Source organism: Stenotrophomonas sp. 96582_Sma (genome assembly GCF_056480905.1).
The window spans coordinates 215,498-232,394 of record NZ_CM151122.1; the positions used below are offsets into that span (position 1 = coordinate 215,498).

13 protein-coding genes and 1 riboswitch are annotated in these 16,897 nt (G+C 66.6%); of the genes, 8 read left to right on the forward strand and 5 right to left on the reverse strand.

Annotated features, from left to right (window positions below; translation table 11 throughout):
- Positions 1–468: 468 nt before the first annotated feature.
- The gene (locus tag ACZK2R_RS00940; protein ID WP_032128210.1) at positions 469–2,871 is read left to right on the forward strand and encodes a ribonucleoside-diphosphate reductase subunit alpha; all 2,403 of its coding nucleotides are present in this window, start codon (positions 469–471) and stop codon (positions 2,869–2,871) included.
- A 127-nt stretch (positions 2,872–2,998) separates the two neighbouring features.
- Positions 2,999–4,018 carry a ribonucleotide-diphosphate reductase subunit beta gene (locus tag ACZK2R_RS00945; protein ID WP_008264781.1) on the forward strand — a complete coding sequence of 340 codons (1,020 nt, stop codon included), beginning with the start codon at positions 2,999–3,001 and terminating at the stop codon, positions 4,016–4,018.
- Between the two features lie 190 nt (positions 4,019–4,208).
- Here ACZK2R_RS00945 and ACZK2R_RS00950 read toward each other — a convergent pair whose 3' ends face one another.
- Entirely contained in the window at positions 4,209–4,844 is a 636-nt protein-coding gene (locus tag ACZK2R_RS00950; protein ID WP_032128209.1) for a LysE family translocator, read from the reverse strand.
- Positions 4,845–4,995: 151 nt separating this feature from the next.
- Between ACZK2R_RS00950 and ACZK2R_RS00955 the strand changes: the two genes are divergently transcribed.
- The 3 genes from ACZK2R_RS00955 (at position 4,996) to ACZK2R_RS00965 (ending at position 7,473) form a co-directional block, all read left to right on the forward strand.
- Positions 4,996–5,397: an acyl-CoA thioesterase gene (locus ACZK2R_RS00955; protein ID WP_004153688.1), complete on the forward strand. Its 402-nt coding sequence runs from the start codon at positions 4,996–4,998 to the stop codon at positions 5,395–5,397.
- Between the two features lie 55 nt (positions 5,398–5,452).
- A complete protein-coding gene (locus ACZK2R_RS00960; RefSeq protein ID WP_180838044.1) occupies positions 5,453–6,259 on the forward strand; it encodes an NAD-dependent protein deacetylase in 807 nt (268 codons plus the stop codon).
- Between the two features lie 113 nt (positions 6,260–6,372).
- Positions 6,373–7,473: an NADH:flavin oxidoreductase/NADH oxidase gene (locus tag ACZK2R_RS00965; protein ID WP_180838045.1), complete on the forward strand. Its 1,101-nt coding sequence runs from the start codon at positions 6,373–6,375 to the stop codon at positions 7,471–7,473.
- 3 nt (positions 7,474–7,476) lie between these two features.
- Here the strand turns inward: ACZK2R_RS00965 and ACZK2R_RS00970 are convergent, their stop codons facing one another.
- Entirely contained in the window at positions 7,477–8,388 is a 912-nt protein-coding gene (locus ACZK2R_RS00970; protein ID WP_049399772.1) for a LysR family transcriptional regulator, read from the reverse strand.
- 114 nt (positions 8,389–8,502) lie between these two features.
- On the opposite strand from ACZK2R_RS00970, the gene purU reads away from it, so the two are divergent.
- Positions 8,503–9,354, forward strand: coding sequence for a formyltetrahydrofolate deformylase (gene purU / locus ACZK2R_RS00975; RefSeq protein ID WP_032128205.1), 852 nt, complete (start codon positions 8,503–8,505; stop codon positions 9,352–9,354).
- Between the two features lie 287 nt (positions 9,355–9,641).
- On the opposite strand, the gene pncA is transcribed toward purU, so the two are convergent.
- Both pncA and ACZK2R_RS00985 read right to left on the reverse strand, forming a co-directional pair.
- Positions 9,642–10,268 (reverse strand): bifunctional nicotinamidase/pyrazinamidase, encoded by a 627-nt coding sequence (gene pncA / locus ACZK2R_RS00980; protein ID WP_032128204.1) that lies wholly within the window; start codon positions 10,266–10,268, stop codon positions 9,642–9,644.
- Between the two features lie 55 nt (positions 10,269–10,323).
- On the reverse strand, positions 10,324–11,010 hold the full coding sequence (locus ACZK2R_RS00985) for an epoxyqueuosine reductase QueH (RefSeq protein ID WP_422348122.1): 687 nt from the start codon (positions 11,008–11,010) through the stop codon (positions 10,324–10,326).
- A gap of 161 nt (positions 11,011–11,171) precedes the next feature.
- Positions 11,172–11,386, reverse strand: a riboswitch (cobalamin riboswitch).
- 127 nt (positions 11,387–11,513) lie between these two features.
- On the opposite strand from ACZK2R_RS00985, the gene ACZK2R_RS00990 reads away from it, so the two are divergent.
- Positions 11,514–13,388 (forward strand): patatin-like phospholipase family protein, encoded by a 1,875-nt coding sequence (locus tag ACZK2R_RS00990; RefSeq protein ID WP_478487710.1) that lies wholly within the window; start codon positions 11,514–11,516, stop codon positions 13,386–13,388.
- Positions 13,389–13,899: 511 nt separating this feature from the next.
- Here the strand turns inward: ACZK2R_RS00990 and ACZK2R_RS00995 are convergent.
- Positions 13,900–15,267 (reverse strand): helix-turn-helix domain-containing protein, encoded by a 1,368-nt coding sequence (locus tag ACZK2R_RS00995; RefSeq protein WP_164117874.1) that lies wholly within the window; start codon positions 15,265–15,267, stop codon positions 13,900–13,902.
- A 115-nt stretch (positions 15,268–15,382) separates the two neighbouring features.
- On the opposite strand from ACZK2R_RS00995, the gene ACZK2R_RS01000 reads away from it, so the two are divergent.
- Positions 15,383–16,888 carry a CoA-acylating methylmalonate-semialdehyde dehydrogenase gene (locus ACZK2R_RS01000; RefSeq protein WP_180838048.1) on the forward strand — a complete coding sequence of 502 codons (1,506 nt, stop codon included), beginning with the start codon at positions 15,383–15,385 and terminating at the stop codon, positions 16,886–16,888.
- Positions 16,889–16,897: the final 9 nt, after the last annotated feature.

Genomic DNA, 16,897 nt, shown 5'->3' on the forward strand with positions numbered 1-16,897 from the left:
CCGGAAGTCACCCGTCCACCGGATTCCCACCGGCTGCCCACCAGCTATCCACAGGGTTGTCCCTAGCCAGTTTCATCACTGTCATGTGAAGCTGTCATTGTTCCGTTTTCGCGGTGCGTTGTACCACCGCGATGACGCCTTTCGGGCTTGACTGCGCAGCCCGTTCCGGCAGGTCTGAAGCGTCTGATCCGGGCGCCGATGGCACGATCCTTGCGGCGCAAGGGATTGCCGAATTTCACTACATTTGGCGTTGACGGGCCCCATTACCCCCACTATCTTGTGGCCGTCGGTCGCAGCAACCCCAATTCCAGGGGGTGCCCGGGGTACCCATCCGCGATCGTCAACGGCAGTGGCAGGCGCAGGGTCTCATCCCCTGCGACGCCGTCCTGCCATCCTGGGCTGTCATGTCCCGGGCTGCGTCACCCGATGCATCGAGCACCCACCAATCACGCCAAGAGGACACACGCCGTGACCACCGAATCCAGCGCCACCATCGAGAAGGAAAGCGAATTCCTGTTGACGTCGCCGCCGACGGCCAACGCGATGAGTGTGACCAAGCGCAATGGCACGACCGAACTGGTGGACCTGAACAAGATCGTGCGCGCGGTGCAGCGTTCCTCCGAAGGCCTGCACGCCGTCGATCCGATGCGCGTGGCCACCCGCACCATTTCCGGCCTGTACAACGGCGCCACCACCCGCGAGCTGGACGAACTGTCCATCCGCACCGCCGCCCTGCTGATCGGTGAAGAGCCCGAGTACGGCCGCCTCGCTGCGCGCCTGCTGGCCAACTACATCGCCAAGGAAGTCTCGGGCCAGGAAATCTACGCTTTCTCGCAGTCGGTCAGCCGTGGCCATGAAGTCGGCCTGATCAACGACCGCCTGCTGAACTTCGTGCAGACCAACGCGCGCAAGCTCAACGATGCCATCGACATCTCGCTGGACCTGAACTTCGATTACTTCGGCCTGCGTACCCTGTACGACCGTTACCTGCTGCGCCATCCGCACACCCGCAAGGTGATCGAGACCCCGCAGCAGTTCTTCCTGCGCATTGCCAGCGCGCTGAGCGAGGATGTGTCCGAGACCCTGGCGCTGTACAAGCGCATGGGCAACCTGGACTACCTGCCGTCCAGCCCGACCCTGTTCAATTCCGGCACCACCCACGAGCAGCTGTCCTCGTGCTTCCTGCTGGATTCGCCGCAGGACTCGCTGGAGTCGATCTATTCCAAGTACGGCGACATCGCCCAGCTGTCGAAGTTCTCCGGCGGCATCGGCGTCAGCTACACCCGCGTGCGTTCGCGTGGTTCGCTGATCAAGTCGACCAACGGCCACTCCAACGGCATCGTGCCGTGGCTGAAGACCATGGATTCGTCCGTGGCCGCGGTGAACCAGGGCGGCAAGCGCAAGGGCGCAGCCTGCGTCTACCTGGAAACCTGGCACGCCGACGTCGAGGACTTCCTCGAGCTGCGTGACAACACCGGTGACGAAGCCCGCCGTGCGCACAACCTGAACCTGGCCAACTGGGTGCCGGACCTGTTCATGAAGCGCGTCGAGGCCGACCAGGAATGGTCGCTGTTCGATCCGCGCGTCGTGCCGGAGTTCACCGACCTGTTCGGCGAAGCCTTCGAGCAGGCCTACCTGCAGGCCGAAGCGCAGGGCAAGGCCAACCGCACCATCTCCGCGCGCAAGCTGTACGCCCGCATGATGCGTACGCTGGCCGAGACCGGCAACGGCTGGATGACCTTCAAGGACAAGTGCAACCGCGCCAGCAACCAGACCCTGCGTCCGGGCAACGTGATCCACCTGTCGAACCTGTGCACCGAAATCCTGGAAGTCACCTCCAACGATGAAACCGCGGTGTGCAACCTGGGTTCGATCAACCTGGGCAACCACTTCGACGAGCACAACGAGTTCGACTTCGAGAAGCTGGCCGAGACCGTGCGCCTGGCCGTGCGCCAGCTCGACCGCGTCATCGACCTGAACTTCTACCCGATCGAAACCGCCCGCCGCGCCAACCTGCGCTGGCGTCCGGTCGGCCTGGGCTGCATGGGCCTGCAGGACGTGTTCTTCCGCAAGCGCCTGCCGTTCGACAGCGCCGAAGCCCGCGCTCTGTCGAAGAAGATCGCCGAAGCGATCTACTTCCACGCGCTGGAAACCTCCTGCGAGCTGGCCCAGGAACGCGGCAAGCACCCGTCGTTCAACGACACCCGCGCCGCCGGTGGCGAACTGCAGTTCGACGCCTGGAACGTGGTGCCGGAAGACACCGCGCGCTGGGATGCCCTGCGTGCCCGCATCAAGGAGCATGGCCTGCGCAACTCGCTGATGATCGCGATCGCGCCGACCGCGACCATCGCCTCGATCGCCGGCTGCTACGAGTGCGTCGAGCCGCAGGTGTCCAACCTGTTCAAGCGCGAGACCCTGTCCGGTGACTTCCTGCAGGTCAACCGCTACCTGGTGAACGAGCTGAAGAAGCTGGGCCTGTGGACCGCCGACATGCGCGACGCCATCAAGCTGGCCGAAGGCTCCATCGCCGGCGTGGCACAGATTCCGGAAACGCTGCGCGAGGTCTACCGCACCGCGTGGGAACTGCCGATGCGTTCGCTGATCGACATGGCCGCCGAGCGTGGTGCCTTCATCGACCAGTCGGCCTCGCTCAACCTGTTCATGGAAAGCCCGAACATCGGCGCGATGTCCTCCATGTACATGTACGCCTGGAAGCAGGGCATCAAGACCACCTACTACCTGCGTTCGCGCCCGGCCACCAAGATCGCCAAGACCACGGTGAGCAGCGCAGCCCCGGCCAAGGTGTTCAGCCCGGACGAAGCCATCGCCTGCTCGCTGGAAAACCCGGAAGCCTGCGAGGCCTGCCAATAAAAGCGGCCGTGCCGGCCTTTGGCCGGCACACCCCTTTGTAGAGTCGAGCCATGCTCGACTGCAGAAAACACCAAGGTAGCGCCGGGCCATGCCCGGCGTTTTGACCCGAGAAGACAAGGAAACACCCATGGCCGACAAGCCCAAGCAGATGCTGCTCGATCCCGGTTTTGAACTGACCCTGCGCCCGATGCGCTACCCGCAGTTCTATGACATGTACCGGAATGCGATCAAGAACACCTGGACGGTGGAAGAGATCAACTTCCAGATCGACATCACCGACCTGCACAGCAAGATGTCGCCGGGTGAGCGCCACCTGATCCACCGCCTGGTCGCGTTCTTCGCCACCGGCGACTCGATCGTGTCCAACAACCTGGTGCTGAACCTGTACCAGCACTTGAACGCGCCGGAAGCGCGCATGTACCTGTCGCGCCAGCTGTACGAAGAAGCGCTGCACGTGCAGTTCTACCTGACCCTGCTCGACAACTACCTGCCGGATCCGGAAGAGCGCGTCAAAGCCTTCGCCGCGGTGGAGAACATCGACTCGATCAAGAAGAAGGCCGACTTCTGCTTCAAGTGGATCGACTCGATCCAGGACCTGAAGCGCATCGAGACCCGTGCCGAGCGCCGCCAGTTCCTGCTCAACCAGATCTGCTTCGCTGCGTGCATCGAAGGCCTGTTCTTCTTCGCTGCCTTCGCCTACGTATACTACTTCCGTTCGCGCGGCCTGCTGCCGGGCCTGGCCTCGGGCACCAACTGGGTGTTCCGCGACGAGAGCGCGCACATGGAGTTCGCGTTCGAGTCGGTGCGCGTGGTGCGTGAGGAAGAACCGGACCTGTTCGACGACGAGATGAAGCAGCAGGTCTACGACATGCTGGCCGAAGCCATCGAATGCGAAGTGCAGTTCGCCGAGGACGTGCTGTCCGGTGGCGTGGCCGGCATCTCCACCCGCGACATGCGCCAGTACCTGCAGCACTGCGCCGACCAGCACTTCGCCAAGCTGGGCATGGAAAAGAAGTACAACGTGCGCAACCCGCTGCCGTTCATGGAACTGCAGGACGTGCAGGAGCTGACCAACTTCTTCGAACGCCGCGTCTCGGCCTACCAGGTCGGCGTGCAGGGCGAAGTCGCCTTCGACATGAACTTCTGATCGAACCGGTCAGATCTGTCGCAACGAAAAACCCCGGCCAACGCCGGGGTTTTTTTGTTGGTAGCGCCGGGCCATGCCCGGCGGAGCCTGCCTGGTGCTACCGGCCGTCATGCTGCACGCGGGCCTTTGTAGAGTCGAGCTTGCTCGACTGCCGTTCGCGCAAAGCGGTCGAGCAAGCTCGACTCTACAATCAGCGTCGCCCTTCCACCGCCATGCGTACCGCCAGCCCGGCCAGCACCGTGCCCATCAGCCAGCGCTGCACCACCTGCCAGGTCGGGCGCGCGGCCAGGAAACCGGCGATGCTGCCAGCGGTCAGCGCAATCATGCCGTTCACGGTCACACTCACCGCGATCTGGGTGGAGCCCAGCACGATCGACTGCATCAGCACACTGCCCTCGCCGTCCGGATGCAGGAACTGCGGCAGCAGCGACAGGTACATCACCGCCACTTTCGGGTTCAGCAGGTTGGTCAGGAAGCCCATCGTGAACAGTTTGCGCGGGCTGTCCTGCGGCAGTTCGCGAACGGCGAACGGCGAACGGCCACCGGGCTTGAGCGCCTGCCAGGCCAGGTACAGCAGGTACAGCGCGCCGCCGATGCGCAGCGCGTCGTAGGCGAACGGCACGGTCATCAGCAGGGCGGTGATGCCCAGTGCCGCACACAGCATGTAGAACACGAAGCCCAGCGCCACCCCGCCCAGCGAGATCAGGCCTGCCATCGGCCCCTGGCAGATCGAGCGTGAGATCAGGTAGATCATGTTCGGCCCGGGCGTGAGCACCATGGCCAGTGAAACAAGCGCGAAGGCCAGCAGGTCGGAAGTGGCGGGCATGGGCGGTCCTGGCAGTGGGCGTGGCGCAGTGTAACGCCTGCCGCAGGCGCGGCCTGCGCAGGCACCGCTGCCGGGTGACCGTTGCACGTGCATTCCGATGGCCATCACGCCGGTCGCTTAGAATTCGCAGCACCCCACACCGAAGCCCCCCATGACCCCCATCCCCGAGACCGTGCCGCCTACCGAAGTGCGCATGGCCGAAATCGTCTTTCCCAACCACACCAACCACCTTGGCACCCTGTTCGGTGGCCAGGCGCTGGCGTGGATGGACAAGGCCGCCTTCCTGGCCGCCGCCCGTTACTCGCGCCGCACCGTGGTGACCGCGCGCAGCGACCAGGTCGACTTCAAGCTGCCGATCCGCATCGGCCAGATGGTGGAAACCATCGGCCGCATCGTCGAAGTCGGCCGCAGCTCGATGAAGGTGGAGGTGGAACTGGTCGCCGAAGACCTGCACAGCGGGGAGCGCAAGCTGTGCACCCGCGGCCACTTCGTGATGATCGCGCTGGACGAGGAAGGCCACCCGATCGCGGTACCGCCGCTGCCGGCGGCCTGACCCGGCCAACGGACCGGCGCTTGCGGGGGCGCCACCGCGCCCCCATCTGGCAGCCATGACCCTGCCACTGACCGACTTCATCGACCGTGCCCAGCGCCTGTTCGTGCTGACCGGCGCCGGCTGCAGCACCGCCTCGGGCATTCCCGATTACCGGGATGCCGACGGCCAGTGGAAACGCACGCCACCGGTGACCTACCAGGCCTTCATGGGCGAGGCCGCCACCCGCCAACGTTACTGGGCGCGCAGCCTGCTCGGCTGGCCGCGCTTCGGCCTGGCCCGGCCCAACGGCACCCACCAGGCCCTGGCCGCGCTGGAACGCCGCGGCACGCTGCAGGTGCTGCTGACCCAGAACGTGGACGGCCTGCACCAGCGCGCCGGCAGCCACAACGTGATCGACCTGCATGGCCGCCTGGACCTTGTGCGCTGCATGGGCTGTGAGCGTCGCAGCGATCGTGAAGGCTTCCAGCAGCGCCTGCTGGACGCCAATCCCGGCTGGGACGCGCTGGAGGCAGGCATCGCGCCCGATGGTGATGCCGATCTGGAGGCCGATTTCTCCGCGTTCGTGGTGCCCGAGTGCCCGCATTGCGGCAGCGTGTTGAAGCCGGATGTGGTGTTCTTCGGCGAAAACGTGCCGCGGGAGCGCGTGCAGGCGGTGCAGGAGCACCTGCAGCAGGCCGACGCCGTGCTGGTGGTGGGTTCATCGCTGATGGTCTATTCCGGCTTCCGCTTCGTGCAGGCGGCGGCCAGGGCAGGGCTGCCGGTGGCGGCGTTGAACCGTGGCCGCACCCGCGCCGACGACCTGCTGCAGTTCAAGGATGAACGGGACTGCGCCGAGGCGCTGGCCGCGTGGGCTTCGTCCTGAGCCGAGCACGCGCTCGGCTGCACGCCCACCGCGAAACAGCGATCCATCCAGACGGTTGATTCGCAGGCCGTGCGGCGGTGCAATACGCACCCCCTACGTCGTTCATCACCGTCTTGAGCCAGCTGTTTTCGCCGATCTCGTTCGGCCCCCTGACCCTGTCCAACCGCATCGTCATCGCGCCGATGTGCCAGTACTCCGCCGAAGATGGCCGCGCCAGCGACTGGCACGCCATGCATCTGGGCAACCTGGCGCAGTCCGGTGCCGGCCTGCTGATCCTGGAAGCCACCGCGGTCGAACCGCGCGGCCGCATCAGCTGGGCCGACCTGGGCCTGTGGGATGACGGCACCGAGGCCGCACTGGCGCAGGTGCTGGCCAGCGTCCGCCGCTGGTCGCCGATGCCGCTGGGCGTCCAGCTGGGCCATGCCGGCCGCAAGGCCTCGGTGAGGCGTCCGTGGGACGGTGGTGGCCAGTTGCCGGCCGATGATGCGCGTGGCTGGGCCACCGTGGCGCCGTCGCCGCTGCCGTTCCATGCCGCCGATCCGGCACCGCAGGAACTGGACGAGGCCGGCATCGCCGAGGTCATCGCCGCCTTCGCCGCCAGTGCGGTGCGCGCCGAGCGCCTGGGCTTCGAGCTGATCGAGCTGCATGCCGCGCACGGTTATCTGCTGCACCAGTTCCTGTCGCCGCTGAGCAACCGCCGCACCGATGGCTACGGTGGCTCGCTGCCGAACCGCCTGCGCCTGCTGGTGGAGGTTTTCGATGCTGTGCGTGCGGCAGTGTCCGACAAGGTCGCGGTGGGCGTGCGCATCTCCGCCAGCGACTGGGTCGATGGCGGCTGGGATCTGGTGCAGAGCGAAGCGCTGGCGCAGGTGATGGACGCGCGCGGCTGCAACTTCCTGCATGTCTCCAGCGGTGGCCTGGACGAGCGCCAGAAGATCACCGTCGGCCCGGGCTATCAGGTGCCGTTCGCGGCGGCGATCAAGGCCAAGGTGCGCATGCCGGTCATCGCCGTGGGCATGATCACCGAGCCGGAGCAGGCCGAATCGATCCTGCGCCATCGCCACGCCGATGCGGTAGCCCTGGCGCGCGGCATCCTCTACGACCCGCGCTGGCCGTGGCATGCCGCCGCCGCGCTGCGTGACAGCGTGGAGCCGGCACCGCAGTACCTGCGCTGCGAGCCGCGCGATGCGCGCGGCGTGTTCAAGGCGCGCTGAGGCTCACACCCGCCAGGCCGGCGCCATGCCGGCCTGCAGGTGCTCGAACAGTGCGCGGATCTTGGCAGTGAAATCGCGGCGGTCGCTGACGCAGAAATAGACTTCCATCGGTTCGGGGCGCCATGCAGTGTCGGCGCCGAACACCGCCTGCAGGCGGCCATCGCGCAGGTACGGCTCGGCCACGAATGCGGCCAGCCGGGTGATGCCGGCACCGGCTGCGGCCAGCGTCGCCAGGGCATCGATGTCATCGCAGACCATGCTCGGCGGCAGTGCGGCGTCCACGCGCTGGCCATCCTTCAACAGGCCCCATCGCAGCGGCCGGCCATCGGTGGGGAAGCGGTGCAGCAGCCCGCGATGGCCGCTCAGCTCGGAGGGTTGCTGCGGGGTGCCGTGTGCCTTCAGATAGGCCGGCGAGGCACAGAACACGAACGGCACGCGCGCCAGCTGCCGTGCGACGACACCGTCCTCCAGCTGTGCACCGATGCGGATGCTGGCATCCACCGCTTCCGGGCCGTGTTGCACGGCGCGATCGGTCAGGCGCAGCTCCAGCTGCAGTTGCGGGTAGCGCTGCTGCAGCGACGGCAGCAAGGGGGCAAGCACGTGGCGACCAAAGGCGCTGCTGCTGGCGATGCGCAGTGGCCCGGCCGGTTCGATGTCACCAGAGGTGACCATCGCCTGTGCACGCGCCAGGTCGGCTTCGATGTGGCGCACCTGCGCCAGGTACAGCGCGCCGGCCTCGCTGAGGGCCAGCTGGCGCGTACTTCGGTTCAGCAACCGTACGCCCAGATGCGCCTCCAGCCGGTTGATGTTCTGGCCGACTGCGGTGGCGCTGATGCCAAGGATGCGGGCCGCGGCGGCAATGCTGCCGGTCTCTGCGGTGCGGGTGAAGCTGCGGATCAGTTGCAACAGGTTCATGACCGACCAGCTTGCCATGGAGAAACCCAAGTATCGCTTGGGACTGAACCAAGCAGGTCGGTTGCATCGGTGACCATCGATCCCGAGGACAGGCTGCTGCCCTACACTCGGGCGATGCGCCCCGATTCCATCCTCACCCTGTCCTGCCCCGACCGTACCGGCATCGTCTACCGCGTATCCGGCCTGCTGTTCGACCACGGCTGCAACATTCTCGACGCCCAGCAGTTCGGCGACGAGGAGAGCGGCCGCTTCTTCCTGCGCGTGCATTTCGATCGCGATGCCGGCCTGCCGCTGGAGACCGTGCACGCCGCCATGGCCACGCTCGCCGCCGGCTTCGGCATGGACTGGCAGCTGCATGATGGCCGCCGCCGTGCACGCCTGCTGGTGCTGGTCAGCAAGCAGGGGCACTGCCTCAACGACCTGCTGTTCCGTGCCCACAGCGGCCAGCTGAAGGTGGACATTGCCGCAGTAGCGTCCAACCACGCCGACTTCGCGCCGCTGGCGGCGTCCTACCAGGTGCCGTTCCACCACCTGCCGGTGACCGCTGATACGCGCGCGGTGCAGGAACAGCAGATCATCGACCTGGTCGAGCGCGAACGCATCGATCTGGTGGTGCTGGCGCGCTACATGCAGATCCTGTCACCCACGCTGTGCCGCGCGCTGGCCGGCCGTGCGATCAACATCCACCACAGCTTCCTGCCCAGCTTCAAGGGCGCGCAGCCGTATCATCAGGCGCACGCACGCGGGGTCAAGATCATCGGCGCCACCGCGCACTACGTCACCGAGGATCTGGACGAAGGTCCGATCATCGAACAGGACGTGGCCCGCGTGGACCACGCGATGGCTCCGCGCGAACTGGTGCGGCTGGGCAGCGATACCGAATCGCTGGTGCTGGCACGCGCCGTGCGCCGCCATGTGGAACACCGCATCCTGCTCAACGGGCACCGTACGGTCGTGTTCCGGTAATCGCCCATCCCGCGTCCGCCGGGCATGGCCCGGCGCTACCACGGGTGCTATCCGGTAGTGCCGGCCGCTGGCCGGCAACTGCAGAGATCCCGAGGTTGCCGGCCAGCGGCCGGCACTACCGAATCCTGATTTCATCCAATGAAAAGCCCCCGGTTCGGCCGTCCCGCGATCTGTAGGGGGGCGTAGTTAGGGGGCTGGATGAATCGATTGTGTTGTCGTGGGCAGGAGCGCGCAAGCGGCATAAGCGACGTGCGCGGTAGCGCCGGGCCATGCCCGGCGGTCACGCCTCAGGCGATCGAAATCCCCGCCTTGCCCAGCGCTTCACGCACCATCGCGTCGTTGGCGTCGGTCACCGGCTTGGTCAGCTCCCACAGGAATTTCACCCGGAAGCCGGACTTCACCGCGTCCTGCGCGCTCCACAGCACGCAGTAGTCGCGGGCCAGGCCGCACACGTGCACTTCGCGGATGCGGCGTTCGTGCAGCCAGCCGGCCAGGCCGGTGGCCGGGCGCTCGCCATCGGGGCCATGGTTCTCGCGGAAGGCGCTGTATGAATCCACCTGTTGGCGCGTGCCCTTGCGCAGAATCAGGTCGGCCACGGTCCAGTCCACGCCCGGATGCAGCGCGGCACCGGCGCTGCCCTGCACGCAGTGGTCCGGCCACAGGGTCTGCGGCTGCGCGTGCAGCAGGATGGTCTCGAAGGGGCGTTGGCCGGGGTGCTGGCTGGCGAACGAGGCATGGTCGGCCGGGTGCCAGTCCTGTGTTGCCACCACGGTGCGGTAGCGGCGCTGTGCCAGCAGATCGGCGATCGGTGCCACCAGCGCATCGCCTTGGTCGCAGGCCAGCGCGCCACCGGGCATGAAGTCCGGCTGCAGGTCGATCACCAGCAGGGCGACATCGGCGGGCAGGGCGGTCATGGCAGTTCCGGTACAGCAGAAGGGGCGACCAGCGTGGCCGCCCCATGCCCACACGTCAATCGCCCTGCGGCGTCTCAGCGTCCTGCCCGTAGTACAGCAGGCCGATCTTGATCCGTTCGCGGCCATTCTCGCGGCGGTGACGGTTGGCATCGCGCAGCGAGTACACGCAGCCGCAGTATTCCTGCTGGTAGAACTGCTCGCGCTTGCTGATCTCGATCATGCGGCTGGCACCGCCGCCCTTGCGCCAGTTGTAGTCCCAGTACTGCAGGCCTTCATAGCGCGACGCGGCACGGATGCCGCAGTCGTTGATCTGCGCCATGTTCTTCCAGCGCGAGATGCCCAGCGACGAACTGATGGTGTCGTAGCCGTGCTCGTGCGCATACAGCGCGGTGCGCTCGAAACGCATGTCGAAGCACATCGTGCAGCGGATACCACGCTCGGGCTCGTTCTCCATGCCGCGTGCACGGCTGAACCAGTTGTCCGTGTCGTAATCGCAGTCGATGAAGGGAATGTTGTGCTGTTCGGCGAAGCGGATATTCTCCTGCTTGCGCAGCTCGTACTCCTTCACCGGGTGGATGTTGGGGTTGTAGAAGAAGATCGCGTAGTCGATCCCGGAGGCGGTGATCGCCTCCATTACTTCGCCGGAACAGGGCGCGCAGCACGAATGCAGCAGCAGGCGCTTGCCGTCGGCGGGCAGGGTCAGGGTGGGGCGTTGGAGCTCGGTCATCGTCAGGTACCGCATGGACCGCCGGCAACGGCGGTGGCCCATGCATCAGCGCGTGGGTGAACAGGGCTGGCCGGATACCGTGAACAGGACGCGCGCGGCCGCATCGCCTGCACGCGCAGGACAACGACGGCCCCGGCAACCTCCCCGCGGAGATTCCAGGTCGAGTCAGGGGACGGTCGTGTCCCCCGGCCGGGGCCGGTATTCGGGCTGATGGACACGGGCCGCAGCCCACCTACTACCCGCCGCTTCCCAGGCGTGAGCCCAGTGCTGTTGGCAGGATTCGTTTCCATTCACCGCTGCGGGGCAGCTCCGGAATGGGCGCGCGAGGCGCCTTCACCGGATTCCCGTTTAAATCCCTGCCGCCATCAAGGCCACGGCAGGGATACCTTCGGCGTGCCAACGGTGGACGCGTCGAGGGCAATGGTCAAGGGCCAATGAAAGTGCAGGGCTGTGGCTGGTTTCTCAGGCTGTGAGAGCGCCTCTTGCCATACTGGGCACCGACAGACGGGAGGTGGCTCGTGGCGGCGAAGTACTGCGATCTGGTCATGAAAGGCGGCATCACCAGCGGCATCGTGTACCCCAATGCGGTACTGGCGCTGGCCCGCGAATATCGCTTCAAGAGCATCGGCGGCACCTCGGCCGGCGCCATCGCCGCGGCGGTGGCGGCCGCGGCGGCGTGCGGTGATCGCCGCCAGCAGGAGGGTGAACACCTGCCCGGCGATGCAGGCTACAGCGGGCTGTCGGCGGTGTCGGCGCAGCTGTCGCGGCGTGGCTTCATCTACAGCCTGTTCCAGCCGGCGCGAGGCGCTCGTGCAGCGTATCGGCTGCTGGTGGTGCTGACCGGCAATGCCCGCCTGCCGCACAAACTGCTGTGCCTGGCCATCGCGGTATTCGAGATCGCGCCGCTGGAAGTGCTGGTGTCGCTGTCGCTGCTGCTCGGCCTGGGCTGGTGGGGCGGTGGCTGGAGCGGCGTGGCTGCGACGCTGCTGCCATCACTGCTGTGCGCCTACGGTGCCGGCGTGGCCGGTGCCGCGCTGCGCGTGGCGCGGGTGGCGCGGCGCAATCTGCTGGGCCTGTGCAGCGGCCTCGGCCGCGATGCACGCACGCCGGCATTGACCGAATGGTTGCACGAGTGCCTGCAGCAGCTGTCCGGCAAGCCGCTGGATGCACCGCTCACGTTCGCCGACCTGCACGATGCGCCGCGCTATGCCGGCGAGCCGGACAGCCCGCATGCGATCAGCCTGCAGATGATCACCACCTGTGTGTCGCACAACGAGCCGCGCACGCTGCCGCTGGGCGGCGCGCAGTTCTGGTTCCTGCGCGAGGAGTTCGAGCAGCTGTTCCCGGCCAGCGTGGTGCAGTGGCTGGTGACGCAGGCCGGCCCACCGCTGGAGGTGGACGGGCGGCAGTACTACCACCTGCCGCAGGGCCCGAAGCTGCCGGTGCTGGTGGCCACGCGCATGAGCCTGAGCTTCCCGCTGCTGATCAGCGCGGTGCCGCTGCATGAGCCCTCGCGCCGCGAACGCCGCTGCGAACCGACCGCACCTGCGGCCGACCAGGAGCACAACGTGGCCGACAGCATGGAAGGGCTGACCAGTGCGGGGCAGACCTGCGGACCGGTGATCACCGCGTTCCGCATCTGCTGGTTCTCCGATGGTGGCATCAGCAGCAACTTCCCGATCCACCTGTTCGATGCCGCGTTGCCACGCTGGCCAACCTTCGCCATCAATCTGGTCTACCCGCAGCACGCCGAAGAGGTGAACCACGGCAGCAGTGGCCGCCAGGCGCTGGAACACGCCGTGTTCCTGCCCACCGAAAACCGCCACGGCTGGCAGCGCACCTACCAGTCGATCGCCACACCGCTGGCGGCTGCGGAGCTGGGCCGTTTCCTGTTCGCGGTGGTGGCGACCATGCAGAACTGGCGCGACCTGCTGCAGGCGCGCGCGCCGGGTTACCGCGACCGCATCGTGCATGTGAGCCTGCAGGGCGACGAAGGCGGCATGAACCTGGACATGCCACAGGAGGTGCTGACCCGCATCGCCGACAAGGGCAGCCTGGCCGGTGCGCGCTTCTGTTCGTTCTCGTTCGAGAACCACTATTGGATCCGCTGGCGCAACCTGGCCTCGGCCTACCAGCGCTACACGCTGGAAGTGGCGCGCACCGACGACCCGGCGCAGCAGGTACTGGCCTACCGCGCGGCGTACGCGATGGTTGCCAGTGGCCAGCCGACGCCACCGTCGTACAAGCTGGGCTCGGAAGACAAGCGGCTGGCATCGCAGCAGTTGTGGGGGCTGATGGTCGAGCAGGGACGTACCTGGGAGGACCTCGGCCCGGACCTCACCGACGGTGCACCGCGTCCGCTGCCGCAGATGAAGGTCACGCCGATCTACTGACCCGGTAGTAGATCCACGCCATGCGTGGATGGAACCCCATCGAAATCGAATATTTCGAACATTCATCGAAGAGCATCCCTGCACGACGTGGATCCACCGTGTCGACCAAGGTCGACACCTACCCACAGCAGCAAAGGATGCCGTTTCGACAGCTCGCGGAGACCTGTCGAAGGCGGGTGGGTCCGGTTGCGGGGGCGTGAGCCGCATGGGCCCGAGGCATGCCTCGGGCGGGTTGGGCAGGACGCCCAACCCCGGTCTTGCCGTGTGCGCAGGACTGCGCACACGAGCAAGCGGCGACCGAGCTTACATGGGTGAGGGCGCTTTGCTTGCGAAGCATTGCTTCGCAAGCGCCCGAACGCACAGCCGCCAGCGGCTGGGCCGGGCCCCGGAGGGGGACTTGCAGCGTCCCCCGCAACCGGATCCACCCCGCCATCCCACGGAAAGCCCGCTGTTGCTTTTGCTGTTGCCTTGGATTGAAGCAGGTGCAGGGCGCAGCCCTGCCGAACCAACCCTACCGCCCCGGCAACTGCGCGAATGCGCGCTGCATGCAGTCCTCGCGCGGGCACACCCGGCACCCCGGTCCGATCGACACCGAATTACCCGGGCTCTGCACATCCAGCCCCAATGAATACACCAGCCGCTCGGCATGCTGCAGATCGCAGCCCAGCGCCACCGCGAACGTCTTCCGCGGTTGGCCATGGCCGACCGGGCCGCTGCTGACCTGCCGCGCCAGCCAGAAATGGCGGCGCCCGTCGGGCATGCGCGCGGTCTGGGTAAGGATGCGGCCGGGCTGGTTGAACGCCTCGTAGACGATCCACAGCGGGCACGAGCCGCCCACCTGCGAGAAGTGGAAATCGGTGGCCGAATGACGCTTGGACACATTGCCGGCGCGGTCCACGCGGATGAAGAAGAACGGCAGGCCGGGTGCGCTGCGCCGTGCCAGCGTGCTCAGCCGGTGGCAAACCGCTTCGAAGCCGACGCCGAACTGGTGGGCCAGCAGTTCGATGTCGTAGCTGCTGGCTTCGGCCGCACGCAGGAAGCGCATGTACGGCATCACCAGCGCGCCGGCGAAATAGTTGGAGAGACCAATCCGCGCCTGCGCGATGCGTGCCTCATCGGTAAACCCTGCGCGCGCCACCACCGCATCGATCTGCGGCAGGTAGCCATGAAGGGCCAGCTCGGCCGCCATCTGGAACGCCTGCTGTCCGGGCTCCAGGTAATCGGGTAGCCACAGCCGCCGCGCACCGGCATCGTATTGCCGCTTTTCGCGCCCGGCCTGCAGTGCGGCCACTTCCACCAGCACGCCATGGCGGTCGGCCAGCAGCTGGCGCAGCCGCGGTGCCACGTGCCCGGGCGACAGCCCCCACTCGGCGAACAGCTGCTCGGCCAGCTCGTCCAGCTCGGGAATGTGGTTGTGCATGCGGTTGAAGAACTCGCGCACCTGATCGCCAGCGGGCAGGGTGCTGCCGGCGCCGGGCTCGCCCAGCTGGAATTCCAGTGCGGCGGCATGCTCGCGCAGCGCCAGGTGGCGGCGGTGCAGATCCAGCAGCGCGCGGCTGACCTGCGGCAGGTTGCCGGCCAGCGCGCGCAGTTCGGTGGCGCTGACCTCGGCCAGGCCCAGGTCGCGCAGGGTTTCGCCCAGGGCTTCCTGCAGCGCGGCGGGCTCATCTTCGTCGAACAGTGCGGAAACGTCGCCCAATACCTCGCCCAGCTTCTTCTGCACAGCCGGGGTCAGTGGGCGCTTGTTGCGCTCGATCTGGTTCAGGTAGCTGGCCGACAGCCCCAGCGCCCGCGCCAGATCGGCCTGGCTGTAGCCGCGCTGCTCGCGCAGCCGCAGCAGGCGCAGGCCAAGTTGTCGCTGGGGGGCTGAATAATTCACAGAATTAACATGAATCGTCTGGCGTGTTGGCCAGATTAAGCGGATTCAGCCCGGAAATCGAGGTGGGTGCTGTGAATAATGCCAAGCATCTTTCGCACCCTGTGGGATTGTCGTCATGACTGTTGCAGCGCCCCGTATCCGCATGCTGATCGATGGCCAGTTCGTTGAATCGGCCACCTCCCACTGGCAGGACGTGATCAATCCGGCCACCCAGGACGTGCTGGCCAAGGTGCCGTTCGCCACCACCGGCGAAGTGGACGCCGCCGTTGCCGCCGCCAAGGAAGCCTTCAAGACCTGGCGCAAGACCCCGATCGGCACCCGCGCGCGCATCTTCCTGAAGTACCAGCAGCTGATCCGCGAGAACATGAGCGAGCTGGCCCACATCCTCACCGCCGAACAGGGCAAGACCCTGCCGGACGCCGAAGGCGATGTGTTCCGCGGCCTGGAAGTGGTCGAGCACGCCGCCGCCATCGGCAACCTGCAGCTGGGCGAACTGGCCAACAACGTGGCCAATGGCGTGGATACCTATACGATCATGCAGCCGCTGGGCGTGTGCGCCGGCATCACCCCGTTCAACTTCCCGGCGATGATCCCGCTGTGGATGTTCCCGATGGCGATTGCAACGGGCAACACCTTCATCCTCAAGCCGTCCGAGCAGGACCCGATGGTCACCATGCGCCTGGTCGAGCTTGCGCTGGAAGCAGGCATTCCGAAGGGCGTGCTGAACGTCGTCCACGGCGGCGAGGAAGTGGTCAACGCGATCTGCGACCACCCGGACATCAAGGCCGTGTCGTTCGTCGGTTCCACCCGCGTCGGCACCCACGTCTACAACCGTGCCTCGCTGGCCGGCAAGCGCGTGCAGTGCATGATGGGCGCCAAGAACCACGCTGTGGTGCTGCCGGACGCCAACAAGGAACAGACCCTCAACGCGATGGTCGGCGCCGCCTTCGGTGCCGCGGGCCAGCGCTGCATGGCCGCCTCCACTCTGGTGCTGGTGGGTGAAGCACGCAACTGGGTGCAGGACCTGGTCACCAAGGCCGAGACCCTGAAGGTCAGCGGCGGCACCGTCGCCGGCACCGATGTAGGCCCGGTCATTTCCTGCAGCGCCCGCGAGCGCGTGGAAGGCCTGATCGCCTCGGGCGTGGAGCAGGGCGCCAAGCTGGTGCTCGACGGCCGCAAGCCGCAGGTCGATGGTTTCGAGAAGGGCAACTTCGTTGGCCCGACCATCTTTGCCGGTGTCACCACCGACATGCGCATCTACCAGGAAGAAATCTTCGGGCCGGTGCTGGTCATCCTCGAAGCGGAGACGCTGGAAGAGGCCATCGCGATGGTCAACAGCAACCCGAACGGCAACGGGACCGCACTGTTCACCCAGTCCGGCGCCGCCGCGCGCAAATTCCAGGAAGACATCGACGTCGGCCAGGTCGGCATCAACGTGCCGATCCCGGTGCCGGTGCCGCTGTTCTCGTTCACCGGTTCGCGCGCGTCCAAGCTGGGCGACCTGGGTCCGTATGGCAAGCAGGTGGTGTTGTTCTACACCCAGACCAAGACGGTCACCGCGCGCTGGTTCGATGACGAGACGCTCAGCCACGGCGTCAACACCACGATCAGCCTGAAGTAACGGCAGGAG